Origin of the sequence: Plantibacter lichenum, from assembly GCF_050587525.1 — a bacterium.
In the GTDB taxonomy this organism is placed as follows: domain Bacteria; phylum Actinomycetota; class Actinomycetes; order Actinomycetales; family Microbacteriaceae; genus Plantibacter.
Window position 1 is genome coordinate 50,403 of the sequence record NZ_JBOBFT010000002.1, and the last position, 25,701, is coordinate 76,103.

Genomic DNA, 25,701 nt, shown 5'->3' on the forward strand with positions numbered 1-25,701 from the left:
CTCCCCGGGCCGAGCAGCATCGCCGCAGCACATCGCAACGGCGCAACCGCAGTGAAAGGAACACCAGCATGTCCGATCTGATCGTCATCTCCTTCGACAACGAGGGCGAAGCCGAAGCCGCCTACAACGAAGTGCTGAAGCTCCAGAACGACCTCGTCGTCGAGCTCGCGGGGCTCGCCCTCGTGAAGGTCGACGGGGAAGGCAAGACGCACGTCCAGACGCCTGGACCCGTCGGCAAGATCGGTGTGGGCGTCGCCGGGGGCGCCCTCTTCGGCACTCTCATCGGCATCCTCTTCTTCATCCCCTTCGCGGGCCTGATCGTGGGTGGCGTGTTCGGGGCGTTGTTCGCGGGACTCGACAAATCCGGCATCAACGCCGAGTTCCGGGACCGGGTCAAGGAGACGGTGACCGCCGGCAAGTCCGCCGTGGTCATCTACGCGACGAAGCTCACCGAGGACAAGTTCGCCGCAGCGCTCTCGTCGTACGGCGGCACCGTCGTGCAGACGTCGCTCTCTGCTGAGGACGAAGCGCACCTGACGGAGGACCTCGCCGCCAAGCACTGATCCGGGCGACGAGGCGGACCTCCACACCGTCCGCCACGCCACCGACCACCGAGCCGGCTCGCGCGGCGCCACCACGGGGAGATCACATGGATGACACCCAGGCGGAGCGCGAGCCGGCTCCTCGCCGTCCGGGGCGCGGCCTGCCCGCCTGGTTCGCGCCCACCCTCCACGGCTACACCCGGAAACGCCTCCTCCCCGACGTCCTCGCCGGCGTCACCGCCGGCGCCGTCGTCATCCCACAGGCGATGGCGTACGCGACGATCGCGAACCTCCCCGTCGAGATCGGCCTGTACACGTGCATGGTGCCGATGATCGTCTACGCGCTCCTCGGCGGCTCGCGCGCCATGAGCACCTCGACGACGTCCACGATCGCGACTCTCACCGCGACGACGCTCGTGACGGCGGGCGTCGCCTCCGAACTCGACGCGTCCGAGGGCGATCTCGTGACGCTCACGATGCTCGTCGGCGTGTTCCTGATCCTCGCGCGCGTGTTCCGGCTCGGCTCGCTCGTCGAGAACATCAACCAGGCGACCCTCATCGGCCTGAAGGTCGGGCTCGGAGCGACGGTCGCGCTCGGCCAGGTGCCGAAGCTCCTCGGCGTGAGCATCGATGCGACGGGCTCCGGGTTCATCCGCACGATCAACGCGATCATCCGAGCGCTGCCGGGGACGAACCTCGCGACGCTCTGCCTGTCGGTCGCAAGCATTCTGGCTCTCTTCATCCTCCGGCGATTCCTCCCTCGGATCCCGGGCCCGCTCGTGATCGTCGTGGCTGGCATCCTCCTCGCGGCGTTCACTGCGCTCCCCGCCGCCGGCGTGCAGCTCATCCCCGCCGTGCCGACCGGCATCCCGCTGCCGAGCCCGCCACGCTTCGGCGACCTCGGCGCGCTCATCCCGGGGGCCCTCGCGATCGCCATCATGGCGTTCCTCGAGTCGGCGTCGGTCGCCAGAGCGCTCCGAGCCGCCGGCGATCCGGCCATCGACAGCGACCGGGAACTCCTCGCAACGGGCGCCGCGAGCCTCATCGGATCGGTCTGCAACAGCCTCCCCGCAGCAGGCGGCTTCTCGCAGAGCGCCGTGAACCAGCGGGCGGGCGCCACCTCGCAGCTCGCGAGCCTCGTCACCGCCGCACTCGCCATCGTCGTGGCCCTCGTCCTCGCCCCCGTCCTCAGCCTCATGCCGCAGGCGACGCTCGCTGCCATGGTGTTCGTCGCCGTCGTCGGGCTCATCGACGTGCGCGGGCTCGTCCGGCTCGCCCGCATCAGCCGGGTGGAGTTCTGGATCGCGATCGTGACGGCCGCCATCGGTCTCGCGGCGGGGCTGCTCCCGGCCGTCGGCGCCGGCGTCGTCCTCACGCTCATCCTCGTGCTGCGCGAACTCGACCGGCCCCAGCTCACCGTCGCCCGACCAATGCCTCGCGCGGTCGTCGTGCGGCCGGACATCGCCCTGTACACGGCGAACGTGCGCGGAACACTCGGCGCCGCGAGCGCGGAAGTGCACCGGGTCCCGGGTGCGGACACTCTCGTGCTCGACGCCTCACGTCTACCCCGGACCTCGCTCACCGTCCTCGACAGCCTCGCCGACTTCGACCGAGAGTGCCGTCAGGACGGTGTGACGCTCATCGTCGCTGGACTGCCCGATGCAGCGGCGGCGATGGCGGGGCGCACGAGCTGGTGGCAGGGGCTCAGTGCCGAGGGCCGCGTGTTCGCGTCGGTCGACGCCGCGCTCGCGTCGCTGGGCTCGTGATCTCCTCGTCCGGCGCGGTCGGTCAGCGCGGGTCGCGCGGGTCGCCTGGGTGTTCTTGCCGCGCCCCGTGCCCCCGGTCGTGCTCCGCGTGCGATGCCGCGATCCGCTCCGAGAGATACGAGACGATCGTCGCGCTGGCCGTGCCGATGATCGCCACCCCGCCCGCCATCAACAGCACCGCCAGCATCCGCCCCACGACCGTCACCGGAGCGAAATCGCCGTACCCGACCGTCGCGATCGTCACGCACGCCCACCACACCGCATCGCCGAAGCTCAGGATCGTCGCGTTCGGCGCGGTCCGCTCCACCGCCAGCACGGTGAGCGCGATGACGTAGACGTACATGATCGCGTAGCTGAGCCCGTACACGATGATTCGGGAGCGGATCGGCGCCCCTCCCCGACCGCTGAACCAGGGCAGACGACGCAGGTTCTTGAGCAGCCGGAACGGCCGAGCGATGGGGACGACCACGGACAGCAGATCGCTGAGGCTCCCGCGGAGGAACGCGAGGTGGCCGTGCTTCGGCGTAAGGACGAGGCGGACCGCGTAGTCGAGCGCGAACGCCACCCACACGATCGCGAGTGAGGTCGAGAGCGCCGATTGCAGTGCCGGGGGCGTCGTCTGGTCCAGGACCGTCCACGAGTACGCGACGAGGAACGCACCGGACGCGACGATGAGCGGCCACTCCGTCCACGACTCCCAGCGGTCCCGGGCGGGCGCCGCGGTCGTCCCGGTCGTCCCGGTCGTCGATCCGTCAGCGCCAACCATCGGTCATCCCGTCGTTCAGTCCACGATCCGGCCGCCGCGTCGTCAGGCGAGCAGCGCCGAGATCCCCTTCTGCAACTGTAGGACGGCGATCACGAGGAGGAGGGCCGCGTTCAGCACGTTGGTGTGGCCGGCGATCCACGTCCGTGTCCGGTCGAGGAGCGGTTGGGCGGCTTCGCCCCGGACCAGCGTGAACACGACGGGGAGGGCGATCGGGAGGACGCCGAGGACCGCGAAGACGACGGCGACCGCGATCGTCTGCCCGACCGGCAGATCTGCGAGCCGAAGCTCGAGCGAGGCGAGGATCGCGCACGAGGCGTCGACCGGGTTGAGGAGGAAGATCCCGAAGCCGAGGAGGAACGAGCGGAACGGGGAGAACGACTCGACGGCGTGCAGCCAGCCCGGCAGCTGCGGAGCCGCTGCGACGACCTGCGCCGGAGTCGTCGCGACCGCCATCTTCTCGATCCGTGCCTTGCCGCGCCGGTAGACGAAGACCGCGCCGAGGATCAGGACGACCGCGAGCACGATCCTGACGACGGCGACCCAGAGCGGCGGCGCCTGTCGATCGTGGACCGCGAGCGCCGTGAAGATCAGGAAGCTCACCCCGAGGACGACGACGACGGCGAGGGCCCAGCCGATGAGGAACATCACGCCGTTCGCACGAGCATTGCGCGAGAGGAGCACGGCGACGAGGGCCATGATGGCGAGCGGGCTGAGGACGACCCCCAACACGAGCGGCAGCAGTGACAGTACGACTTCGCCCATGGTGCCCCTCACGTCGAATCCCAAGCTAGCCAGTCGGCACAGCGAGGCCGTCACCTGCAACGGGTGAAGTCATCGGGGGTGAACTTCGTCACTCTCATCACAATTTGGTCGCATGACTCACAATTAACCGTCATTTGATGGACAAGTCTGTTTTGGCCCTCCAAGATGGAGTGAATCTGCGGTCGGGCGCCCGATGCCCCCGCATGTCCCGAACGAAAGTAGACACCCGTGCGCATCACGACTGCCGGCCGCTTCGCGGCTCTGACCGGAGGGGCCGCGCTCGTCGTAGGCACGACCCTCGCCCTCGCGGGCCCCGCCTTCGCCGCCCCCTCCGAAGTCCAGGTGACCGGCGACCAGATCGCACCGACGGCGAAGCCGTACACCGGCTGGCACGAAGGCTACGACGCCCCCGGCGCCCGCGCCACGGTAACCGCCGCCGGGTTGAACCTCGCCGGACGGTCACAGATCATCAACGGCCTGGCGCAGCCCATCACGGTCGATGGAACCTCGCAGAAGCTCTCAGACATCGTCGCCGGGACCGGCTTCACGTCCACCAACGATGCCGTTCACTACCAGATCGCAATTTACGCAACGATTGGTCTCGACGGTGCAGCAAACACTGACTTCGCGACCCTTCGCCCCGCTGTGCCAGGCCAGACCGGCCTGAAGGACCTGTGGGTGTCGAGCAAAAACATCCCGGTTGAGCTCCCCGCGGTTGAGCCGACGCCGGAGCCGACTGAGACCAGCGTGCCGACGCCCTCGCCGTCGCCGTCCGTGACCTCGACGCCCGAAGAAACCGAGTCTCCGGCTGACGAAGAAAATCGGCTCGAGGACGACGCGCCCAAGACCGAGTCGCCTGCTCCCTCCGGCGAGAACCTCTCAACGAAGTCCTCGAACGGTTTCTCCGTCAAGACGGCGTCGGTCGTAACGCCCAAGGCTGCACTCGCCGACGGTGTGATCATCGCGAACACCCCGACAACGCTCGCGGACCTCGACGCCGCGCTCGGCAGCTTCCAGATCATCGCGTTCGGAGTCCTCGCTGACAAGGGCGTCACCGACACCGTTCAGACCGTCTCCTTCGGAGGAACCGTCTACCGCTTCAACACGGTCACTGCGGCAGCCGACCCGATCGCGACTCCGGCGGCCGCACCCGTCAAGCGCCTGAGCAACACCGGCGCGGAGACCACGCCGCTCATCGCCGGCGGTGCCGTCCTCCTCGCAGCAGGTCTGGCCGCCATGGCCGTCGCCCGGAAGCGCCGCCAGCAGGCGTAAGCACTCGCGCGATCACACGCGCACCTGCATCACCGTTCCACCGCATCACAGCGAACAGCCGAACGGCCTCGCACCCGACCTGCACCGGTCGGCGTGCGGGGCCGTTCGTCGTTCACGCCCGCCGTACCGGCCCCCCAGCGGCTGCAGGGATGTTCACAACTCAGGACGGCCTCGGCGCGTCGGGGCCCGCGGGCGGCGCGTCGCGGCCGACACGCCGCATCGCTCCTGAGTTGTGAACACCCCGACATGTGGTGGCCGGCGCTTCCATGGTCAGGCGACGCTCGACGCCGCCCGGATCACGGCGGCCAGCGTCGCCGCAAGGACGGAGTCGTCGATGCCGACCGCCCAAGCATCGCGCCCACCCGCTCGGTACTCGAGGTACGTCGCGGCCTGACTCGCCGCCCCCTCACCCAACGACTGCTGCGTGAGACCGAGGACCTCGATCGGCCGACCGACCGATGCCAGAGCCGCCACGAGCGCATCGACCGGTCCGATGCCGACACTCGCATGCTCCGTCGTCACGCCGTCCACTCGGATCTCGAGCTGCGTCGACTCAGCGCCCGCCACATCCTTCGAGGCGGACCACCCGATGAGACGCACAGCCCGTTCGGAGACAGACCCGTCCGCGCCACCCACGATGCTCGCGCTCCCAGCCACATCCGTTCCGTCATCGCCATCCGATCCCGCAGCAACATCTGCTTCCCCAGCGGCGTCTGCTCCGACATCGACGCCCATGCCGCCATCGACATATGCCTCGCGGAAGATCGCCAACAGCTGCTCAGCGGTCACTTCCTCCCCCGAACCGTCGGTGACCGCCTGAACGCGCTTCGAGAAGTCGATCTGCAACCGTCTCGGCAGATCCAGCCCCGATGCGGTCTCCAGCAGGTACGCCATGCCGCCCTTCCCGGACTGGCTGTTCACGCGGATCACTGCGTCATAGCTGCGCCCGACATCGGCTGGATCGATCGGCAGGTATGGCACCTCCCAGCGATGCTCGCGCTCGGAGACCCCTGCCGCCGCGGACGCGGATCGGTGCGCGGCGAAGCCCTTCTTGATGGCGTCCTGATGCGTGCCGGAGAACGCCGTGTAGACGAGGTCGCCGACGTACGGGTGCCGCTCGTGGATCGGCATCCGCGTGCACTCCTCTACGACCCGGCGGATGCCGTCGATGTCGGAGAAGTCGATCATCGGGTCGACGCCCTGCGCGTGCAGGTTGAGGGCGAGCGTCGCGATGTCGACGTTGCCCGTGCGCTCCCCGTTCCCGAAGATGCAGCCCTCCACCCGTTGTGCGCCCGCGAGGACGGCGAGCTCTGCGCACGCGATGCCGGTGCCACGGTCGTTGTGCGGATGCACGGACAGGATGACGCCGTCACGCCTCGCGAGGTGCGTGCTCATGTACTCGATCTGGTCGGCGTACACGTTGGGGGTCGCGATCTCGACCGTTGCGGGCAGGTTGAGGATGACGGGTCGCTCCGGACTCGCGTCCCACAGCGAGGTCATCCGGTCGCAGAGACCGAGCACGTAGTCCGGCTCGGTGAGGTTGAAGACCTCCGGCGAGAACTCGAATCGCACGTTCGGCATCCCGCCGGCGCCTCGCAGGACGTCCTCACCCCCGGCGAGGACGAGTGCCGTCAGTTCGTCGCGCGACTTCCCGAGCACGAGATCGCGCCAGCTCGGGGCTGTCGCCGCGTACATGTGGATGACGACGGGGTTCCGGATGCCCTGGATGGACTGCACGGTCCGCTCGATGAGATCGCGCCGCGCAGGAGTGAAGACGACGATCGTGACGTGCTCCGGCGCGATGTCGGTGTCGGCGATGAGGCGCACGAAATCGTAGTCGGTCTGCGATGCGGACGGGTAGCCGACCTCGATCTCCGTATACCCCATCCGCACCATGAGTTCGAAGAAGCGGCGTTTGCGCTCGGGGCTCATCGGTTCGGCGAGGGCTTGGTTGCCGTCGCGGAGATCGACGGGGACCCACAGCGGCGCGGCCGTGAAGCGGGCGGTGGGCCAGGTGCGTTCCACGAGCGGGACGTCGACCCGGTCGAACACCTCGCGGTACCGGTGGGACGGCATCCCGGAGGGCCGTTGCCGGTTCCAGGCTGGCTGCTCGGCCGGTTGCTCGGCTGGCACGGGCGGGGCGGTCGGGGCGGGCTGCTCGATCTGCTCGGTGGGAGCGATGCGAGAGGGGCTTGATGCGATGGTCATGTTCCGTGCTTTCGGTCGAGATGGTCGACCGGCGGCGTGCTTCGACTCCACGACAGGGGGCCGGTCGGATCAGGCCCTGTCGCGGCACCGAAGAAGTCGCGCGCTGAACAGCATGGAGGCTACGATAGAGCACGACAACTCCTCAGACAAGCTGAGGAGAGAAACGAGGTCGCTGTGGCAACGACGATTCGACGGAATCCGCTCACCGAACAAGTCGTCGACGCGCTCCTCGCCCGGTTGTCGGCCGGCGAATGGGCCGTCGGCGGCAAGCTCCCCGGCGAGACGACGCTCGCAGAGCAGTTCGGCATCGGCCGTTCCACCATGCGTGAAGCGATCAAGGAACTCGCCGGTCGGGGCGTCCTCGATCCGCGTCAGGGGTCCGGAGTCTTCGTGCTCACGGCGGAACCCCGGGAGGACTGGGACCGATTGCTGCTCCACGAGGGGATCGTCACGGTCGTCGAAGCTCGCACCGCGATCGAGACGGAGGCGGCCCGACTGGCGGCGGAACGACGCACGCCCGCGGATCTCCGGACGATCCGCGCAGCCCTCGCCGCGCGTGAGGCCGTGAGTCAGACCGCACGTTCGTCCGGCGCGGGCGACGACGCCTACGTCGATGCCGACACCGCGTTCCACCGCGCGATCGTCGCAGCCGCCCACAACGCCGTCCTGCTCGGGATGTTCGACGCCTTCGTGCCGCGGAGCCGCGCCGCGATGCTCGACATGCTGCGGCTGTCCCGCGATGTCCCGAAGCGCCGCGCGGACCACGACGACCACGCCGCCATCGTCTCGGCCATCCTCGGACACGATGGCGACGCGGCCGCATCGATCAGTCGTCGTCACCTCGCCGAGATCGCCGACGCCTTCCGCTGATCGCGCTCGTTCTGCCTCGCCCGCCTGCCTCCGCGCTGGCCCGACTGCCTCCGCGCTGGCCCGCCAGCCTCCGCGCTCGCCCGACTGCCTGCCTCACCTCCTGCCGGACTCCGGGCGGGTGTGTTCACAACTCAGGACGACCCCGGCGTGTCGCGACCCAGCCACGGCGCGTCGCCACCGACACGCCGCATCGCTCCTGAGTTGTGAACACGACGGGCCTGCGCGACGGGCCCGGGATCACCAACCGGAGGTGCCTGGACCGCCCTTGAACGGACCGACGATGTTCGCCGTCGCCCAGCCGCCGTAGAAGTCGCCCTCCTGCGGCACGACCCGTTCGCCGTCGACCTCGCACGAGTGCATCCGACTGGGGTAGATCGCGATGCGCCCCTCCAGGATCTCGAAGCCGCGGGTCGGTCGCGGGTACGTCCAGCCGGCGCGATCCGCGACGACGGCGTCCGGGCCGGGGCCGGATCGCACGTCGAAGTAGTTCGCCTCGCCCTTGAACTCGCACCAGCTCGAACCGTGCGTCGGCACGAGTGTTCCGGGTGCGAACGCGGAGATCGGCAGGTAGTAGACGGGCGGATGGCTCGTCTCGAGCACACGGACGGCATCGGTCGTGTCCACGATCACCGTGTCGCCGAGGCGCACGACGATGCGCTCCGACCTCGCCTCGACGCGCGGCGGCCGCGGGTAGTCCCAGACGGACTCCTGCCCGGGCTTCGGCGGGACGGGGATCGGGCGGCGTGAGGATCGCATCCGCCCAGCGTGGCCCTGTTTGCTGGGATCGCGCCGTGCGAGCGTGAGACGCGTGTGTTCACAACTCAGGAGCGTTTCGGCGTGTCGGGGCCTCCGGGCGGCGCGTCGAGCCCGACACGCCGCCGGCGTCCTGAGTTGTGAACGGTCAGTCGAGGACGGCGGCCGTCGCCTCGATCTCGACGAGCTGGTCGTCATATCCCAAACAGGCGACGCCCATCAGGGTGGATGGGGCGTCGTGCTCACCGAAGGCGTCACGGACGACGTCCCACGCCTCGACGAGATCCGCCTGCTTCGACGACGCGACGAGCACACGCGTGCTGATGACGTCGTCGATGCGCGCACCCGCGGCGGCGAGCGCGACGTGCAGGTTCTCGATGCACTTCTGCGCCTGCGCCGTGACATCGCCGACGCCCGCCGTACTCCCGTCGGCGTTCAGCGGGCACGACCCGGCGAGGAAGATGTACCGGCTGCCGGCCGGCGCGGTCGCGGCATACGCGTACTCGGCGGCATCGGACAGTTCGGTGGATCGGATGAGGGAGACAGCGGTCATGTGCGGCTCTTTCGTGAGTCGGGCAGGATCAGCCTCCACCGTATCGATCCCGGCTGGGCGCCCGGTCGCCGAGCCGCCCGGTCACTGAGCCTGTCGAAGTGCAGACACCAGCAACACCCTTCGACAGGCTCAGGGACCGGAACCTTCCGGACACTGACAGTGCCCTTCGACAGGCTCAGGGACCGGAACCTTCCGGACACTGACAGTGCCCTTCGACACGCTCAGGGACCGGGACGCGCGACGGCTGGGAGCACGGTCAGTCGGCCACCTCGAGGTTCGTCGCGGACCACTGCACGGCCGTCACGGCGGGCTCGTGCACGACCCGTTCGATGGCGCGTTCGAGCGCACGGTCGTCGCGACTCGACGAGGTGAGCGTCGCCACGATGACCACTCCGGCATCGGTGTCCGTCGACGTCACCGATTGCACGGTGAACTCGTCGCGGTGCACGGCGTCGAAGACGAGTGCGCGCACGGTCGCCTCGGCGTCTTCCGGGCAGCGCACCGTGAACTCGTAGGAGACGGGTGGGATCTCCCGGCCGACGTTCGACGATCCACGATCGAGGAGTCGTCCCATCGGCCGGAGGAAGGTGTTCGCGAGGATGATCGCGGCGGTCCCTGCGATGGCGACGAGGTACGAGCCCGTCCCGGCGAGAGCGCCGACGGCGGCGGACGCCCAGAGGGTCGCCGCCGTGTTGAGTCCGGAGATCGACGGACCGCGCTTCATGATCACGCCGGCGCCGAGGAAGCCGATGCCGGACACGATCTGCGCGGCGACACGAGTCGGGTCGCCCCCGCCGAAGCTGTAGGCACCGAGGAGGACGAAGAGCGTCGCGCCGAGGCTCACGAGCGCGTTCGTCCGGAGGCCCGCGGTTCGGGCGCGCCACTGCCGTTCGAAGCCGATCGCTGCTCCGAGGAGCAGGCCGAGGCCGATGCGCAGGATCATGTCGAGGATGTCCATGATGATGCCCTTCCCAGGGGTCGTGACCCGCCGATGCAGCTGCATCGAATGCGGATCGAATGGAGATGGGATGTGACGCACGGGCGGGACGCCGTCGCAACGACGCCTCGCCCGTGAGGCACTGCGGAACCGTTACAGCCAGCTGCCGAACTTCTTGATGAACACGGTCTTCACGAGCTGCGTCAGCACGCAATACGCGGCGAGCGTGACGATCAGGAACGGGAAGTACGTCCATGGAAGCGGCACGAGGCCGAGCGCCTGACCGAAGCCGCTGAACGGCAGGACGAGTCCGAACACGCACACCGCGCCGGTCGCCAGGAGCACGGGCAGGCTCGCCCGCGATTGGATGAACGGGATCTTCTCGGTCCGCAGCATGTGCACGATGAGCGTCTGCGAGATGATCGACTCCACGAACCAGCCCGACTGGAACAGGGCCGCGTGCTCCGGCGAGTTCGCGGCGAACACGAACCACATGAGCGCGTAGGTCGAGATGTCGAAGATCGACGAGATCGGCCCGATGAAGATCATGAACCGGGCGAGCGACTTCGCCTCCCACTTGCGCGGCTTCTTCAGGTAGTCCTTGTCCACCTTGTCCCACGGAAGCGTGAGCATCGAGAGGTCGTAGGTGAGGTTCTGCACGAGCAGAACGATGGGGATCATCGGGAGGAACGGCAGCATCGCGCTCGCCACGAGGACGGAGAACATGTTGCCGAAGTTCGACGACGCCGTCATCTTGATGTACTTCATCGTGTTGGCGAAGGTGCGTCGTCCCTCGACGACGCCGCCTTCGAGGACGGTGAGGTCCTTCTCCAGCAGGATGATGTCTGCGGACTCCTTGGCGATGTCGACCGCCGTGTCCACGGAGATGCCGACGTCGGCCGCACGCAGCGCTGCGGCATCGTTGATCCCGTCGCCGAGGAAGCCGACGGTCTGGCCACCGTCGCGCATCGCTTCCACGATCCGTGCCTTCTGCAGCGGGTCCATCTTCGCGAAGACGGTGCTGCGCAGGGCGAGTTCGGTGAGCTCGTCCTGGTCGAGGGCGTCGATCTGGGAGCCGAGGACGATCTCGCCGACGTCGATGCCGACGGTCCGGCAGACGGTCGCAGCGACGAGTTCGTTGTCACCCGTGATGACCTTCACCTGCGTGCCGTGGCGTTCGAGGGAGGCGATCGCGTCCCTCGCCGATGCCTTGGGCGGGTCGAGGAAGGAGAGGAACCCGACGAGGGTCATCTCCGTCTCATCGGCCGTGCTGTAGACGTTCGGGTCGACGCCGTCCGCGCCCGCCGCGCCCAGCGTGCCGTCAGCGTCGTCCTGCATGTCGGCGGTGATGGACCTGGTCGCGACCGCGAGCACGCGGAGTCCCATCCGGTTCTCCTCGGCGACGAGATCGGCGATCTCGGCCAGTCGCTCCGGGGTGAGCGGGGCGGTGCGTCCGGCGGCGCCGAGCTTCACCTGCTCCGTCGTGCAGAGGGCGAGCACCTCTTCGACGGCGCCTTTCGTCACGATGAGGTGCGACAGTCCGTCATCGAGCACGACCGACATCCGGCGGCGCACGAAGTCGAACGGCATCTCGTCGACGAGCGTGTACTCGGCCGTGATCCGCTCCAGCTCACCCGGGCCGGCGACGTCGAGGATCGCGCCGTCGAGCAGGTTCCGCAGCCCCGTCTGGAAGTGCGCGTTCGCTGCCGCGAGGCCGAGCGTCGTCTCGCTCGAACGGCCGAAGACGTTGATGTGCCGCTCGAGCACGATGCGGTCCTCGGTGAGCGTGCCCGTCTTGTCGGTGCAGAGCACGTCCATCGCCCCGAAGTTCTGGATGGAGTTCAGCCGCTTCACCACGACCTTCCGTTTCGCCATGAACCGCGCGCCCTTCGCGAGGTTCGCGGTGACGATGAGCGGCAGCATCTCCGGGGTGAGACCGACGGCGACGGACACGGCGAAGAGGAACGCGGAGCCCCAGTCCTTCGTGAGGCCGTTCACGATGAACACGATCGAGACCATCACGACCATGAATTGGATGAGCACGATGCTCACCTTGCGGATGCCGCTGTCGAAGCTCGTCTCCGGGCGCTTGCCGACGATCGACGACGACATCGAACCGAAGTAGGTCCGCTGCCCGGTGGCGAGCACGATGGCCGTGCCCGATCCGCTGACGACCGACGTCCCCATGAAGCCGAGGTTGGTCGCTTCGAGGAGCTCGGTGTCTTCCAGGCCGGTGGACTGCTGCGCGGATTTCTCCGACGGCAGGGACTCCCCCGTGAGCATCGACTGGTTGATCTGCAGATCCTTGGCGCGGACGATGAGCACGTCGGCCGGGATCATGTCGCCCGCTGCGAGCTGGATGACATCGCCAGGGACGACCTGCTCGATGGGGATCTCCCGCGTGACCGGGACGCCGCCGTGGGAGCGGGTGACGGCGGTCGTCGTTCGGACCATCGCGAGCAGCGCCTCGGCGGAACGGCCGGTGCTGTACTCCTGCCAGAAGCGCAGGAGCACGCTGACGAGCACCATCGTGCCGATCGTGATGACGCCCTCGTACGACGGTCCTTCGGCAGGGTCAGCGAAGACGACATCGGTGAAGTAGATGATCGTCACGAGGAACAGCAGGATGAGGATGAACGGGTTCGCGAACGTCGCGAGGAGTTGCACGACGGCGGGCGCCGGCTTGCTGTGGTCGACGATGTTCGCGCCGACCTCGTCGAATCGCCGCTCGACGGTCTCGGGGCTCAGCCCGATGAGCTCGGTTCCGTCCCGGCCGACGTCGAATCGGCGGACGGTGTCGGCGACAGGTGCGTTCGCCGCGGTGCGGAGGACGCTCCGCTGCGTGGTGTCGAGGAGAGTCTTGCGGGTGTCGGCGCGCTGCTTCGAGCCGCGGCCCTTCCCCCGGCGGGGGCTCATGCCCGGTGGTGCGATCGTGTTCGTGGACAGGTCCGTCAGAGGGCCCGTCAGGTGGCGGATGGTGTTCATGGTCGTCTCCGAAACTGTGATTCGGGCGCGCCGGAGGCAGGGCGAACGGCCCTGTCCCGATGTCGGTTTCGACGACGATCGTGATGACTGCCGTGAGAACCGCTTCGATGACGGGGTGTTCGCCCATGCTGGGTGCGCCGGATCGGCTGCATGTGCTGGGTGCAGCCGCGCGCCACGGACGTGTCGGGTCAGCGCTCCGGAACCTGCCGACGCCGCCCGACGCAGCGCTTCAGGCGCGGTGTGTCAGTGGCGGTTCAGGCGGCGGGACGAGGAGCGGGACCCGTGCTGTCGTGGCGACGCGGCAATCGTGAATGTCCGTCTTCCATCGCAGGTCACCTCCTCGGTTCGTGTTCCGCATTCGCGGCGAACGCCGCACACAGCTCGTCGCGATCCGGGCACGGCGACAGGGTCCGCTGGAAACGGACGGTGCAACCGACATCGGATTCGCGACACCTCCACGTAAGAGCTTCGACTCTGCACGACGTAATCCTTCGGGAACCAGTCCTTCGGGAAGCCACTTGGGGTGACCCCTTAAGCCGGGGAAACCTGTCCTGATCTTGGGCGTCTCTCGACGTCGTCAGATCAGTGGCCTGTATTCGTGCAGGAACCTCGCCTAACAAGGTGCTGCGTGCACGACCATACACCCGGCTCGGCGGTGCGGCAAACCCGCGCTGGCCGCGCCTCGCTCCGGTTGCGGGAGGCCTGCCGGGAGGCCCTGCCCGGGAGGAGGAGAACCGCTCGGCAGAAGGACGGTTGACGCGATCCGATCCTCCTGTCGCGCGGTGTTCCTTCCCTCGTGCAGCGAGAGCGGGACGGGGGTGAGCGGCGCGGGTGGCGCGGGTGGCGCGGGTAGCGCGGGTAGCGTCAGCGGTGCGCGAGCCAGAGCGCCGTCGTCGCGAGCACGACCGTCAGCGGAGCGGCGAGCAGCCCGAGGAGGATGTAGCGCCCCCACCCGAAGCGCACGTTGAGCGAGTGCAGGCGCGCGTGCCAGAGAAGCGTCGCGAGCGATGCCCACGGGGTGATGAGCGGTCCCGCGTTGACGCCGATGAGGAGCGCCGCGAACCGGAGCGGGTCGCCCGCGACGGGTTCGAGTGCGAGGTAGGCCGGGAGGTTGTCGATGGCGTTGGCGCTCAGCGCTCCGACGCCCGCGAGCTGGAGGAGGCTCGGCAGGTCGTTCCCCGTGCCGGAGATCGTCGTGAGGAGCGTGCCGAGTCCGAGCGAGTGCGCCGCTTCGACCACGAGGAAGAGGCCCGATGCGAGGAGCACCAGTTGCCAGGGCAGGAGCCCGAACCGGAGCGCAGACGGGCGACGGACGAGGAACACGATGCCGAGCACGACGGCGCCGCCGAGGGCCGGGATCCAGACCTCGAGCCCGGAGACGAGCAGTGGCAGGAGGCAGACGACCACGATCGCGCTCGCGACGAGCAGCACGCGGTCGCCGCCCTGAGACGGCGACCCGCCGTCCGTCGACTGAGCCCCACTCCCCACCTCCGGTCCGTGGCCCCCGCCCGCCGGCCCCTGAACCCCACCCCCCGGTCCCTGAGCCTGTCGAAGGGCGTACCGACCAACGAGCTCCTTCCGGAACACCACGAACAGGATCGCCGCCGGCACGATCACCGCGACCACGGCGGGCGCCGCCATGAGCCCTGCGAACTCGGCAGGGCTCGGGCCGTCGAGCGCATGCTGCGCGAGGAGGTTCGTGAGGTTCGAGACCGGCAGCAGGAGCGACGCGGTGTTCGCCATCCACACGGTCGTCAGCGCGAACGGAATCGGCGACACCCCGACGTGTCTCGCGAGGAGGACGACCACCGGGGTCAGGAGCACGGCGGTCGTGTCGAGGGACAGGAACACGGTGCTGACCACGGCGAAGCCGAGGACGAGCAACCAGAGGACCCACGTGCGTCCACGACCCCACGACGCCGTCTGCTCGGCGATGAGTGCGAACAGGCCGGCTTCGGCGGCGAGTTCGGTGACGACCGTGATCACGACGACGAACAGGAGGATCGGCCACACCCGTTGCGCGATGCCGATCGCCTCATCCGCGGGCAGCACCCCGGTCGCGACGGTCACGGCGCCGATGACGAGCAGCACGCCGCCGAGGATCGCAGTACGCACGCTGTCCTTCCGACGTCGGGTCGCCTCATCGGCACTCGATCCTACGACCGCCCGTCTGCCATCGCGCGCAACTCCTTCGATCCGCCATCCGCAAACTCGACAGGCCGCGGAATTCCGGGGGCCGCGGACCGGGCGCGACACAGATCGAAGGAGTTATGCATCAGCGCGGGGCGGGCAGGGAGAGCCCGCACGTGGGGAGCGATGAGGGTGTTTACACTGCCGGGGAGCGCATCTCAAGCCCGTGCGGGCACATCGCGGCCTCAGTATCGTCGGTCACGCGAAACCTCAACATCCCGGGCGACGGCGCTCCTCAGGTACCGGCGACAGCCCGAATACCGTCGGCGTCCGGGGCTTCGCTCGAGGGCGGGCGCCCCATGTGCGCTCGTCCTCGGTGGTGCCGTCATGCCTGTGCCGATGCGTTTGTGCTGACGTGTCGGCGCGGGTGTGCCGGTCTGCGAGCCGCTGACACCCGGCTCAGACGGCCCCGGTCGCGAGTACGGAACCGCCTTCGAGGACGACCTCGAACTCGGCCCTCGCGTGCCGTTCCCCGTTGATCTGCACCTCGATGCCGTGCGTGCCGGCGTAGTGGACCCGCGTCGTCATCTGCCGGAAGCCGTGCCGTTTCCGGACGGTCGTCCGCTCGCCCGCCGCGAGTTCCACGGTCGAGAGTTTGAAGACCTTCTCGGCCAGGCCGCCGTTGCTCTTGACGTATGCGACGGCGAAGTCGATGGCGAGCCGTGCTGGCGCATCGCCGCGGTTCGCGACGGTGAAGGAGAACTCGAGTTCGCCCGGCAGGACGACCGTGCGCTCCGCGAATACGAGGTCGGACACCTCGACCCTGACGGGCTCGAAGCCGAGGAGGGCGAGGGCTCCGGGGTCCGCGCGCTTGACCAGGGTGCGAAGCGCATGGCGGACGAGCGATCGCGTGTTCGCGGCGGTCGGCGCATCGGTTCCGGGATCGGCGAGCCAGCGCCCGGCGACCTCCACGACGACATCGGCGTGTTCGCGGCTGAGATCGTTGAGGTGGTTGGCGACCGATCGACGCACGTACTCGCTGTCGTCGTGCACGAGGGCGTCGAGGATCGAAATCGTGCTCCGAGGGCTCCGGAGCAGCGCACGGACGCGGATCGCCCATGGCAGGTAGGAGCGGGTGCCCTCGCTTGCGAGTCGGCGGACGTGTTCGTCGGGCGAACCCGTCCACGCCTGGACGATGTCGAGTGCACGGTCGAGGTCGGCTTCGAGGAAGCGGCGGATGGCGAACTCGGCGGTGAGCCTGGGCGTGAGCTCCGCGAGGAGGGCCATGCCGTCTGGGAACGCGTCCGTGCTGGCATCAGCGAGCGCGAGCGTCGTCACCGTCTCGGACACGGGCCACACCGTCCAGCCTCGGAACGACGGATCGGCGATCAGCGCTCGGAAGATTCCGGCCGCGCTCGAGTAGTCGGCCGCCGCTCCTGGGGTCCTCGTCGATGCCGCCGAGGAGGAGCCGGAGGACCGACCGAGGTCCGCGATGAGCGCGGCGCTCACGAGGTCGCTGCGTTCCCGCAGGCTGAGGGCATCCAGTTCATCGGCCGACGCGGTGAGCTCGGTCCACCGGACTGCAGGCGCCGCCGTGTTCAGCCGATCGCGGAGGCCGAGAACCGCCGCCGCATTGATCAGTTCGTTCATGGCGCCCATGCGCAGCTCCTGTGGTGTCGGCCGATGCCGCTCGATCAGCGGCGCACGTGCTCGACGCTACCGGCAGGGTCCGACATGGACCGGTTCGCGACAGTCGTGGCTCCGTCTTCAGAGACAGCCGCGAGGACGGAACGAACGCGGAGGAGGCGTTGCCGCTCAGCCCGTGGGACGACCCACGTACGACGCGACGTCGCCCATGCCCCAGATGAAGTACTCGCGCACACCGGAGTTCTCGTTCGCGGCTTCGACGATGCGACCGTTCCCGAGGTAGATGGCCACGTGGTAATAGTCCCCGCCGCCGCCCCAGAAGATGAGGTCGCCGCGCTGGCGCTGGCTGAACGGGACGAGTCGACCCTGCGCCTGCATCGTGTAGTACTGGTTCGTCGCCGAGTGGGTGCCGATGCCGGAACCGTAGGCCGCACGCGTCAGGCCGGAGCAGTCCCACACGTTGGGGCCGGAACCGCCGAGCTGGTAGCCCTTACCGACCTGGGCCATCGCGAACGAGATCGCGGCCTCGACCGATGCGCCGTCCGGCGGAGGAGGAGTCGGGTCGCCGCCACCACCGTTGCCGGGATTGCTACCGCCGCCGCCGTTGCCGGGGCTCCCGCCGCCGTTTCCTGGGTTGCTGCCTCCTCCGGAACCGGGGTTGCTGCCACCCCCGTTGCCGGGCTGAGCGGCTTCTGCACGACGAGCGGCTTCACCGGTCGCGAAGTCGCGCTCCGCCTGAGCGGTCGTGTTCTTGAGGGAGGCGAGCTGCTCGTAGAGCTGAGTCGACTGCTGTTCCTGCGCGCTCACAGCGGCCTGCGCGGAAGCAGAAGCCGACTGCGCGTCGTCGTATCGAGCCTGCGCCTCGGTCTCGAGACGTTCGCGTTCCGCCTTGGCAACAGCGGCCTGATCGGTGAGCGAGGACACCTGGTTCTTGTCGGTGAGCGCTTCGCTGTAGGACTTCGTGTTGCGCTCGCTCAGCTTGTCCATCGCGGAGAGCCGGCCGAGGAGATCGTTCGATCCGCCCGCACCGAGCACGAGGTCGAGCGATGCGTCGCCGGATCCGGCGCGCGTGAGCTGGGCGACGATGGCGCCGGCACGCTGCCGGGACTCCTTGGCGCGAGCCGCGGCCTCGTCGGCCTGCTTCGTGAGAGCAGCTTCACGCGCGGTGGCCTGGTCGACGGCCTCCTGCGCCTGCCGGTAGGTCTCACCGGCGATCTGCGCTTCCTTGAACGCGGCATCGGACACGGCCTGCAGCGAGGAGATGAGCCCGGCGAGGTTCGCGATCTCCGCCTGCTTGGACGCCTCATTCGCTTTCGCGGCTTCGATGTCGTCCCAGCTCGGGTACGAGGGAGCAGCGAACGCGGGCGTCGCGCTGAAGGTGAGCGAGGCGGTCAGGATTCCCGCCGCCGCGAACATCGAGATCCAGGTGCGCTTGCGGGGCGCGCGGGAGCGACCGGCGCCCGAGGCGTCGTTCTGGAACGAGTGATCGTTGCCCATGATTCTCCGTGCCGGCGACACGATTGCTGTGTTCTCGGCGGGTCGTGGTTGCTGATGAGTCACATCAGTCACAATAGAAACTTTGACAACACTAGCCACTCCTGTGTGTTTTCACCACTCCCACGTGCCTCGAACGGGTGTCACGATTCGATGTCCCTCAGGTGTGGCGCAGGCTGGCAAACCCACGTGCTCGTCACCACGGAGGGCCTGTGGGGCCTACCCTTGGGGCCACAGGGTCACCGTGACTCACGAAGGAGACCGGCCATGGCAGACAAATCCCCCAAGAAGAGTTCCGCGAAACAGGCCCCGGCGAAGTCGCTCAAAGAGAAGCGCGCCGACAAGAAGGCGAAGAACGGTTCGCGCGGAGACGGCGACGCCGTCACCAACGTCAAGAACCGCTGATTCGTCCCCACGATTCACCGGAACGGCCCCGGCCGCCCAGCTCAGCTGGTGCGGACGGGGCCGTTCTGTGTCTCTGAGGGATGAGCCGGGTCAGGGCTGGGGAGGATTCTGCTGCGGTGGCGCGACGGGCTGCTGCTGCACCGTCTGCGAGCCGGGCTGCGCGCCGGGATGCGCGCCGGGCTGCTGCTGTGCGATCGGCTGCCCCCACGGCTGAATCGGCACGACGGAGGCCGGGGCCTCCTTCGGCGGGCCGGCCGAGAACGTGCCGGTCGCGACCAGCCAGACGACGAGCGCGAGCGGGACGATCCACCCCGACCAGCCGAGGATCGTCGCGTTGACCGTGTCGACCCGCTCGCCCGCCATCGCGAAGAGGAACGAGAATCCGGCCGCCGCGTTGAACGCCCCGTGGGCGAGCGCCGCAGGCCACACGGATGCGGATCGCAGTCGCAACCAGCCGAACACCGCCCCGATGAGGATGCACATGCCGGCCATCATGAGGACGCCGAGCCACCCCGGCGCGTACGGGTAGTTGTAGCCGAGCAGGAGGAGCGGTGCATGCCAGACGCCCCAGATCACGCCGGAGAGGATGATGGCGCGCACGTTGCCGAGCGGGAGGAGCTTGGGCAGCAGGTAGCCTCGCCAGCCGAGTTCCTCGCCGAGTGCCGGGACGGTGTTGATGACGGCGCCGATGACGACGTTCAGGAGTTGAGCGGCGAGGAGCGCCCAGATCGGGATGCCGAGGGCGGGCGCGTTCAGCGCCGCGAGCTGCGCATCGATCACGACTTGGAACGCGGACAGGTGCACGAAGTCGGCCGGATAGACACCGAGCAGGGCGCCGATCGGCACGGCGATCAGGACGAGCAGGATCGGCACCACGATCGCGAGGCCGAGCGAGGAGAGGAACCGCGGCGCGCGACCGAGCGGCCAGAGTCCCAGCTCACGCGGGATGGACGGCGGACGGCGCACGAAGCGGACCACGATGAGCGCGGCGATCGCCGGAGTCGCCATCATGCAGACCGCGATGAAGCCGAACCAGGGGTTCGCGAGTCCGCCGTCGAGGTAGAGGGGCAGGGCGACGAGCCAGGCGAGCGCGTAGGCGATGACGAGGAAGACGACGATCGGACGCCATTCCACGCGTTCCCGGTGCGCTTCGATCCACTGCCGGTGCGCTTCAGCGCGGCGGTAGCGCTCCGCATCGCGTTCGGCCTTGCGGACGTTCACAGCCCACTGGGCCTGCCACTGCGCCTCCTGTTCTGGCGTCAATGGCGGATGCTGCGGCTGGCCGGAGCCCGGCTGCGGCACTGCCGGCTGCTGCACGGGCGACGGCACCGGCTGCTGCACAGGCGACGGCACCGGCTGCCCCATCGGCGCCCACGGCTGCGTGTTCGGATCCTGCTGATTCCCCCTGGACGGTTCCATCCGTCAACCCTGCCGGGTCCGCGCCACGATCGCAATGCGACGTCGACCACCGCGCTCTGCTCGACCGACGCGCCGGGCGCAGCTCACTCCGGCGCCGGCTGCTCCTCTGACCAGCGCGCGGACTCGCCGGAACGGATGATCTCGAGGAGGACCCCGCGGAGCACCTCGTGATCCGTGATGGTCGGGAAGACGTCGGCCTCGAGTCGGTCGGCGGTCTTCCAGACGCGCTTGCCGTCATCGGTCCGGCTCACGACGTGCCGGCGGCGGTCATGCGGGTCGGCGACGCGCTGCACGAGGCCGTCGCGCTCCAGCCGGTCCAGGGTGCGCGACATCGTCTGGTTCTGCACGCGCGCGCGGCGGGCGAGCTCCTTCTGGCTCGTCGGGCCGTCGTCGAGGAGGTGGAGGACGATGAGGCCGGCGTGCGTCACACCGATCTGTTCGAGCGCGCGCAGCCAAGTGTGCTCGACGAGGCGGGAGGCCATCGAGAGCAGGCGGCCGGTGGGCCATTCGGTCATCGGATCACGCTGTTCGGTCATCGCCTCGCGGCGTTCGTCGTCTGACGCATCACCCTGCGCGTCGAACGCGGAACCCGCTGCATCCATGGCACCAATGTAGTCCCTCGCGCAGTCCCCGGCCCGCCCGGGGCGACAGCTCGGGCGGCCTGCGGATACCGCCGCGAAGCGTGCCACTGACGACGGTTTCCTCCTCGAAACCGTTCCCGACCCCCAGAACTGGGGGGTGAATGCCCCCAGGAGTGGGGGAATCAGTCGCGGACCGTCGTCCCTAAACTCGAAACACATTCATGGGGGACGCTGATCTCGGTTTCGAGGTCCGGGCGCCGTCGGGTACCCGGCCGACGACGCACTCCCCCGAGCGCCCGAACGCTCGCACCCGCATCACAGCAGCCGATCCGTCTGTCGACGCATCGAACAATTGGACACCAGCCCCATGACGACGCACCCGAATCGCCGTCGGTTCACCCGATGGCAGAACCCGAACACCCTGCCGTCCGTCACCTCGCCCGCGACCGTTCCGACGGCATCATGAGCACCGAGGTGAAGGACAAGTTCCAGCTCGCCGGACCGATCACGATCGGCCGCCGCAAGCAGGCCTCCTTCGTCGCACCCTCGAGCGTCGCGTCGGCGCCGGCCGTCAAGTCCCTCACCCAGCGCGAGTGGGCGCTGCGCTACCGGATGCGTCTGCTCGTGAGCGACAGCGTCATCGTCGTCGGCGCCATCCTCACCGCGTTCGCGTTCCGCTTCGGCATCGACGGCACCCTGCCCGACTTCGCGCAGGACCGCTACCTGCTGCTCTCTGGCCTCATCGTCGCCGTCTGGCTCGTGTTCCTCGCGAGCACACGCTCACGTGACGCCCGCATCCTCGGCTCAGGCGTGACCGAGTACCGCCGCGTCGTCAACTCGAGCGCGTTCGCGTTCGGCATCCTCGCGATCACCTTCCTCATCCTGAAGGTCGACATCGCGCGCGGCTTCTTCATCCTCGCCCTGCCGATCGGCACCCTCGCGCTCCTCGTGGAGCGGTGGTTGTGGCGCAAGTGGCTCGTCGCCCAGCGTCGCGCCGGAACCTACCTCGCCCGCGCCGTCGTCGTCGGCAAACGCGATGACGTCGAGTACGTCATCAAGCAGATCACCGACCGGCACAGCGTCAGCTACGACATCGTCGGCGCGTCCGTGGTCGATGAGGACCTCCCGCACCCCATCGCGACGGCCCGCCGCCAGGTGCCCGTCGTCTCGCACGTCGACGGCGTCGCCCAGGCCGCGGCCAACCTCAGCGCCGACGCCGTCATCATCGCCGGCCCCGTCGAAGGCGGCAGCGACTACGTCCGTCGCCTCGGCTGGGACCTCGAGGGCACCGCGACCGAACTCGTCCTCGCCGCACGACTGACCGATGTCGCGGGTCCCCGCATCCATTTCCGTCCCGTCGAGGGCCTCCCGCTCATCCACGTGGAGATCCCGCAGTTCGAGGGCGGGCACCACATCCTGAAGCGTGCGCTCGACGTCACGCTCACGACCATCGGGCTCATCGTCATCGCCCCGTTCCTCGCGATCATCGCGTTGCTCGTGAAGCTCGACAGCCCCGGCCCGGCCATGTTCGCGCAGGAGCGCGTCGGTCGGAACGGCGAGCGGTTCACGATGTACAAGTTCCGCTCCATGGTCGTGGACGCCGAGACCGCTCTGCCAGAGCTGCTCCAGCAGAGCGAGGGCAACGGGATGCTCTTCAAGATGAAGAACGACCCGCGCGTCACCCGCGTCGGTCGTGTCCTCCGCAAGTTCTCGCTCGACGAGTTCCCGCAGCTCTGGAACGTCCTCACGGGCGACATGAGCCTCGTGGGACCGCGCCCGCCGCTCGTTCGCGAGGTCGAGGGCTACGAGCGCGATGCGCATCGCCGTCTCCACATCAAGCCGGGTCTGACCGGCATGTGGCAGGTGAGCGGACGGTCCGACCTCAGCTGGGAGGAGAGCGTCCGCCTCGACCTCTACTACGTCGAGAACTGGTCCATCACGGGCGACCTCATGATCCTCTGGCAGACCGTGAAGGTGGTCCTTCGGCCGGTGGGGGCGTACTGATGTCGCGGGCGATGGGGGCGCCACGGCTCGTCGGATCAGACGAAACCACTGATTCGACGCAACATTCCGTCACGATTTCCGCAGGATTCGCTCAAGGAGCGGGCAATTTTCCGACGTCCTCCATCGTGTCCGCCAAAAAGAGGACAAACCCCCTTCCGGCGGGTGAATCGGTCGGATACAGTAACGACTGTCACCGCGACCCGGTGCACCCCGAAGCCATACGCGTACCCGACGCGGCGGAGGACGTTCACCGGCTCGATGACGCTTGCCGCACACCCGAACCTGCTCCTGCGACCGCAACCGACGCGCACCTACCCGATGTGCTCCGGAAGCGGACGGCGCCTCACCCCGAACGCGCCGGCAGCACCCGAGCGAGCCGTGCGGCGAGCGCCATCGACGTGATGCACCGGCACACCGCCGACCATCCGACACGCACCACCCGGCAGAACCCTCGCCGGACACACGCCACGACCTGCCGACCCGAAATCACCGCAGGTCCATTCGGCGAACCCGACATGAGAATACAAGGACAGGCATGACCCGAACTGCCCCCGTCACTCACTTCACACCGCCACGGTCCACCGAGCCGCACCCGACAGACGCGTACTCGGAGATCGTCTCCCGCCTCGCCGGCGCGCAGAAGAAGCGCACACGTGGCGCTCCCGCGTACTCGGTGTACGTCAACCGGAAGGTCGGACGCTACCTCGCAGCCGCCGCGTACAAGCTCGGACTCACGCCGAATGCCGTCACAGCGATCAGCGCGGTCTTCACGTTCAGCGGCATCGCCATGCTCGCGATCCTCCCGCCGACCTGGTGGCTCGGCGTCGCGGTCTGGTTCGCGCTGGCCCTCGGCTACGCGCTCGACTCCGCCGACGGCCAGGTCGCCCGCCTGCGCGGAGGCGGTTCACCGTCCGGCGAGTGGCTCGACCACGTGATCGATGCGACGAAGATCTCGACGCTGCACCTCGCCGTGCTCGTGACCGCCTACCGCTTCTTCGACCTCCCGAGCCAGGCTCTCCTGTTGATCCCGATCGCGTACACGGTCGTCGCAGCGGTCGCGTTCTTCGCGATCATCCTGAACGACCAGCTGAAACGCGTCTATGGAACCGACACCCCGGCACCGAACGGCCACAGCACCCTGCTGCGTTCACTCCTCGTCATCCCCACGGACTACGGCTTCCTCTGCATGATCTTCCTGCTGCTGGGATCCCCGTACCTGTTCTTCGCCGTCTATACCCTCATGTTCGTGGCGAACAGCGGTCATCTGCTGCTCGCGTCGATCAAATGGTTCGGCGACATGGGACGCCTGGGCGCCGATGTGGAGCACCCCGCCCCGGCAGTCATCCGATCTTGAGCGCTGTTGACGACACAGCGACGATGACCGACACCGGAACGCCCCCGACGACCGCTGACCAGGTCGACGACACGACGAGGAAGCAGACGTTCCGCATGGGTGACGCACACACGGGCACCGTGCTCTTCGCCAACCCGTCGCCGGACGTGTACGGGTCAGACCTCCAGATGCTGGAGTCGATCGAGGGGCTTGTCGAGGGCGGATACCGCGTGGTCGTCGCTCTGCCTCGCGACGGCAAGCTCGTCCCGAAGCTCCGATCCAGGGGAGCCGAGGTCCTCTTCGTCCCGTTCCCGGTCCTCCGACGCGCGAATGCATCGGCCGGCGGCGTCGCCTCGCTCGCCTTCGACGGCCTCCGTTCGATCCGGACCCTCCGTGGCGTCATCCGCAGTGTCAAGCCGGATGTCGTCTACGTCAACACGGTCACCCTCCCCTGGTGGCTCATCGCCGCACGACTCAGCGGGGTGCCGGCCGTGTGCCACGTGCACGAGGCCGAGACCACCGACGGACGGCTCGTACGGTTCGCGCTCAACGCGCCTCTCGGGTTCGCCAACGCGCTCATCGTCATCAGCAGAGCATCGCTCGAGGCCACGTGCGGCGCCGCACCGGGCCTCGCACGCAAAGCACGACTGGTCTTCAACGGGGTCCCGGCGCCGGAGGTCGAACCGACCGCGCTGCCGATCGGCGCCGAGCCGCATCGACTCGCCGTCGTCGCCAGACTCTCGCCGCGGAAAGCACCGCACGTCGCGCTCGACGCCGTCGGCCTATTGCGCACGGCCGGTCGTGACGTGCGCATCGACGTCTGCGGGAGCCCGTTCGCCGGCTACGAGTGGTACGAGGAGGAACTCCGCGAGCGAGCCGAGCAGCACGACCTCCGCGGCGCCGTCACGTTCACGGGGTACGTCTCCCCCATCTGGCCCGCCCTGGAGCGCGCGCACATCGTCGTCGCACCCTCGCTCCGCGAACCCTTCGGCAACGCCGTCGTCGAAGCGCAGCTCGCACTCCGGCCCGTCGTCGCCTCTGCAGCGCTCGGCCACCTCGAGACCATCCAGGACGGCGACACCGGACTCCTCGTGCCGCCAGGCGACGCACAGGCCCTCGCAGACGCCATTGCGACGATCCTCGACGACGCTGAGCTCGGAGCGCGTCTCGCCCGCAACAGCCGGACCGCCGCGCTCGCGCGTTTCGGCGTCACCCGCTACCGCGCAGAGATCATCTCGGTGATCGAATCGGTCCGACTCGTGCGGCGCTGACGC

General features: G+C 68.6%; 20 protein-coding genes and 1 riboswitch. Of the genes, 8 read left to right on the forward strand and 12 right to left on the reverse strand.

Annotated features, from left to right (window positions below):
• Positions 1 to 68 precede the first annotated feature (68 nt).
• A complete protein-coding gene (locus tag ACQ3HB_RS03730; RefSeq protein WP_430917865.1) occupies positions 69 to 563 on the forward strand; it encodes a DUF1269 domain-containing protein in 495 nt (164 codons plus the stop codon).
• Between the two features lie 86 nt (positions 564 to 649).
• A complete protein-coding gene (locus ACQ3HB_RS03735; protein WP_430917866.1) occupies positions 650 to 2,308 on the forward strand; it encodes a SulP family inorganic anion transporter in 1,659 nt (552 codons plus the stop codon).
• Between the two features lie 22 nt (positions 2,309 to 2,330).
• On the opposite strand, the gene ACQ3HB_RS03740 is transcribed toward ACQ3HB_RS03735, so the two are convergent.
• Together ACQ3HB_RS03740 and ACQ3HB_RS03745 are read right to left on the reverse strand one after the other, a co-directional pair.
• Positions 2,331 to 3,074: a potassium channel family protein gene (locus ACQ3HB_RS03740; RefSeq protein WP_430917868.1), complete on the reverse strand. Its 744-nt coding sequence runs from the start codon at positions 3,072 to 3,074 to the stop codon at positions 2,331 to 2,333.
• 42 nt (positions 3,075 to 3,116) lie between these two features.
• Entirely contained in the window at positions 3,117 to 3,836 is a 720-nt protein-coding gene (locus ACQ3HB_RS03745; RefSeq protein WP_430917871.1) for a GAP family protein, read from the reverse strand.
• 228 nt (positions 3,837 to 4,064) lie between these two features.
• On the opposite strand from ACQ3HB_RS03745, the gene ACQ3HB_RS03750 reads away from it, so the two are divergent.
• The gene (locus tag ACQ3HB_RS03750) at positions 4,065 to 5,108 is read left to right on the forward strand and encodes a hypothetical protein (protein WP_430917874.1); all 1,044 of its coding nucleotides are present in this window, start codon (positions 4,065 to 4,067) and stop codon (positions 5,106 to 5,108) included.
• A gap of 270 nt (positions 5,109 to 5,378) precedes the next feature.
• Here ACQ3HB_RS03750 and ACQ3HB_RS03755 read toward each other — a convergent pair whose 3' ends face one another.
• The gene (locus ACQ3HB_RS03755; protein ID WP_430917876.1) at positions 5,379 to 7,316 is read right to left on the reverse strand and encodes a 2-isopropylmalate synthase; all 1,938 of its coding nucleotides are present in this window, start codon (positions 7,314 to 7,316) and stop codon (positions 5,379 to 5,381) included.
• Positions 7,317 to 7,490: 174 nt separating this feature from the next.
• On the opposite strand from ACQ3HB_RS03755, the gene ACQ3HB_RS03760 reads away from it, so the two are divergent.
• Positions 7,491 to 8,186: a FadR/GntR family transcriptional regulator gene (locus ACQ3HB_RS03760; protein WP_430917878.1), complete on the forward strand. Its 696-nt coding sequence runs from the start codon at positions 7,491 to 7,493 to the stop codon at positions 8,184 to 8,186.
• A 237-nt stretch (positions 8,187 to 8,423) separates the two neighbouring features.
• On the opposite strand, the gene ACQ3HB_RS03765 is transcribed toward ACQ3HB_RS03760, so the two are convergent.
• The 7 genes from ACQ3HB_RS03765 to ACQ3HB_RS03795 form a co-directional block, all read right to left on the reverse strand.
• Complete coding sequence (locus ACQ3HB_RS03765) at positions 8,424 to 8,942, reverse strand: DUF427 domain-containing protein (RefSeq protein WP_430917879.1); 519 nt, start codon at positions 8,940 to 8,942, stop codon at positions 8,424 to 8,426.
• A 145-nt stretch (positions 8,943 to 9,087) separates the two neighbouring features.
• Positions 9,088 to 9,492, reverse strand: a complete 405-nt coding sequence (locus ACQ3HB_RS03770) for a RidA family protein (RefSeq protein WP_430917881.1) — start codon at positions 9,490 to 9,492, stop codon at positions 9,088 to 9,090.
• A 256-nt stretch (positions 9,493 to 9,748) separates the two neighbouring features.
• Positions 9,749 to 10,450 (reverse strand): MgtC/SapB family protein, encoded by a 702-nt coding sequence (locus tag ACQ3HB_RS03775; RefSeq protein ID WP_430917884.1) that lies wholly within the window; start codon positions 10,448 to 10,450, stop codon positions 9,749 to 9,751.
• Between the two features lie 132 nt (positions 10,451 to 10,582).
• Entirely contained in the window at positions 10,583 to 13,414 is a 2,832-nt protein-coding gene (gene mgtA / locus ACQ3HB_RS03780; RefSeq protein ID WP_430917886.1) for a magnesium-translocating P-type ATPase, read from the reverse strand.
• Between the two features lie 446 nt (positions 13,415 to 13,860).
• Positions 13,861 to 14,042, reverse strand: a riboswitch (M-box (ykoK) riboswitch).
• A 236-nt stretch (positions 14,043 to 14,278) separates the two neighbouring features.
• Positions 14,279 to 15,529, reverse strand: coding sequence for an SLC13 family permease (locus ACQ3HB_RS03785; RefSeq protein ID WP_430917888.1), 1,251 nt, complete (start codon positions 15,527 to 15,529; stop codon positions 14,279 to 14,281).
• 474 nt (positions 15,530 to 16,003) lie between these two features.
• Complete coding sequence (locus ACQ3HB_RS03790) at positions 16,004 to 17,203, reverse strand: DNA alkylation repair protein (RefSeq protein WP_430917890.1); 1,200 nt, start codon at positions 17,201 to 17,203, stop codon at positions 16,004 to 16,006.
• A gap of 156 nt (positions 17,204 to 17,359) precedes the next feature.
• Positions 17,360 to 18,688 (reverse strand): C40 family peptidase, encoded by a 1,329-nt coding sequence (locus tag ACQ3HB_RS03795; RefSeq protein ID WP_430917892.1) that lies wholly within the window; start codon positions 18,686 to 18,688, stop codon positions 17,360 to 17,362.
• A gap of 264 nt (positions 18,689 to 18,952) precedes the next feature.
• Between ACQ3HB_RS03795 and ACQ3HB_RS03800 the strand changes: the two genes are divergently transcribed.
• Positions 18,953 to 19,090 (forward strand): hypothetical protein, encoded by a 138-nt coding sequence (locus tag ACQ3HB_RS03800; RefSeq protein ID WP_430917894.1) that lies wholly within the window; start codon positions 18,953 to 18,955, stop codon positions 19,088 to 19,090.
• A 90-nt stretch (positions 19,091 to 19,180) separates the two neighbouring features.
• Here the strand turns inward: ACQ3HB_RS03800 and ACQ3HB_RS03805 are convergent, their stop codons facing one another.
• Together ACQ3HB_RS03805 and ACQ3HB_RS03810 are read right to left on the reverse strand one after the other, a co-directional pair.
• Positions 19,181 to 20,509 carry a CPBP family intramembrane glutamic endopeptidase gene (locus tag ACQ3HB_RS03805; protein ID WP_430917895.1) on the reverse strand — a complete coding sequence of 443 codons (1,329 nt, stop codon included), beginning with the start codon at positions 20,507 to 20,509 and terminating at the stop codon, positions 19,181 to 19,183.
• Between the two features lie 83 nt (positions 20,510 to 20,592).
• Positions 20,593 to 21,111, reverse strand: coding sequence for a MarR family winged helix-turn-helix transcriptional regulator (locus ACQ3HB_RS03810; RefSeq protein ID WP_430917897.1), 519 nt, complete (start codon positions 21,109 to 21,111; stop codon positions 20,593 to 20,595).
• Positions 21,112 to 21,492: 381 nt separating this feature from the next.
• Between ACQ3HB_RS03810 and ACQ3HB_RS03815 the strand changes: the two genes are divergently transcribed.
• The 3 genes from ACQ3HB_RS03815 to ACQ3HB_RS03825 all read left to right on the forward strand — a co-directional run bounded on the left by ACQ3HB_RS03815 (position 21,493) and on the right by ACQ3HB_RS03825 (position 25,698).
• A complete protein-coding gene (locus tag ACQ3HB_RS03815; protein WP_430917899.1) occupies positions 21,493 to 23,094 on the forward strand; it encodes a sugar transferase in 1,602 nt (533 codons plus the stop codon).
• Between the two features lie 535 nt (positions 23,095 to 23,629).
• Positions 23,630 to 24,448, forward strand: coding sequence for a CDP-alcohol phosphatidyltransferase family protein (locus tag ACQ3HB_RS03820; protein ID WP_430917901.1), 819 nt, complete (start codon positions 23,630 to 23,632; stop codon positions 24,446 to 24,448).
• A 23-nt stretch (positions 24,449 to 24,471) separates the two neighbouring features.
• Positions 24,472 to 25,698 carry a glycosyltransferase family 4 protein gene (locus ACQ3HB_RS03825; RefSeq protein WP_430917903.1) on the forward strand — a complete coding sequence of 409 codons (1,227 nt, stop codon included), beginning with the start codon at positions 24,472 to 24,474 and terminating at the stop codon, positions 25,696 to 25,698.
• Positions 25,699 to 25,701 lie beyond the last annotated feature (3 nt).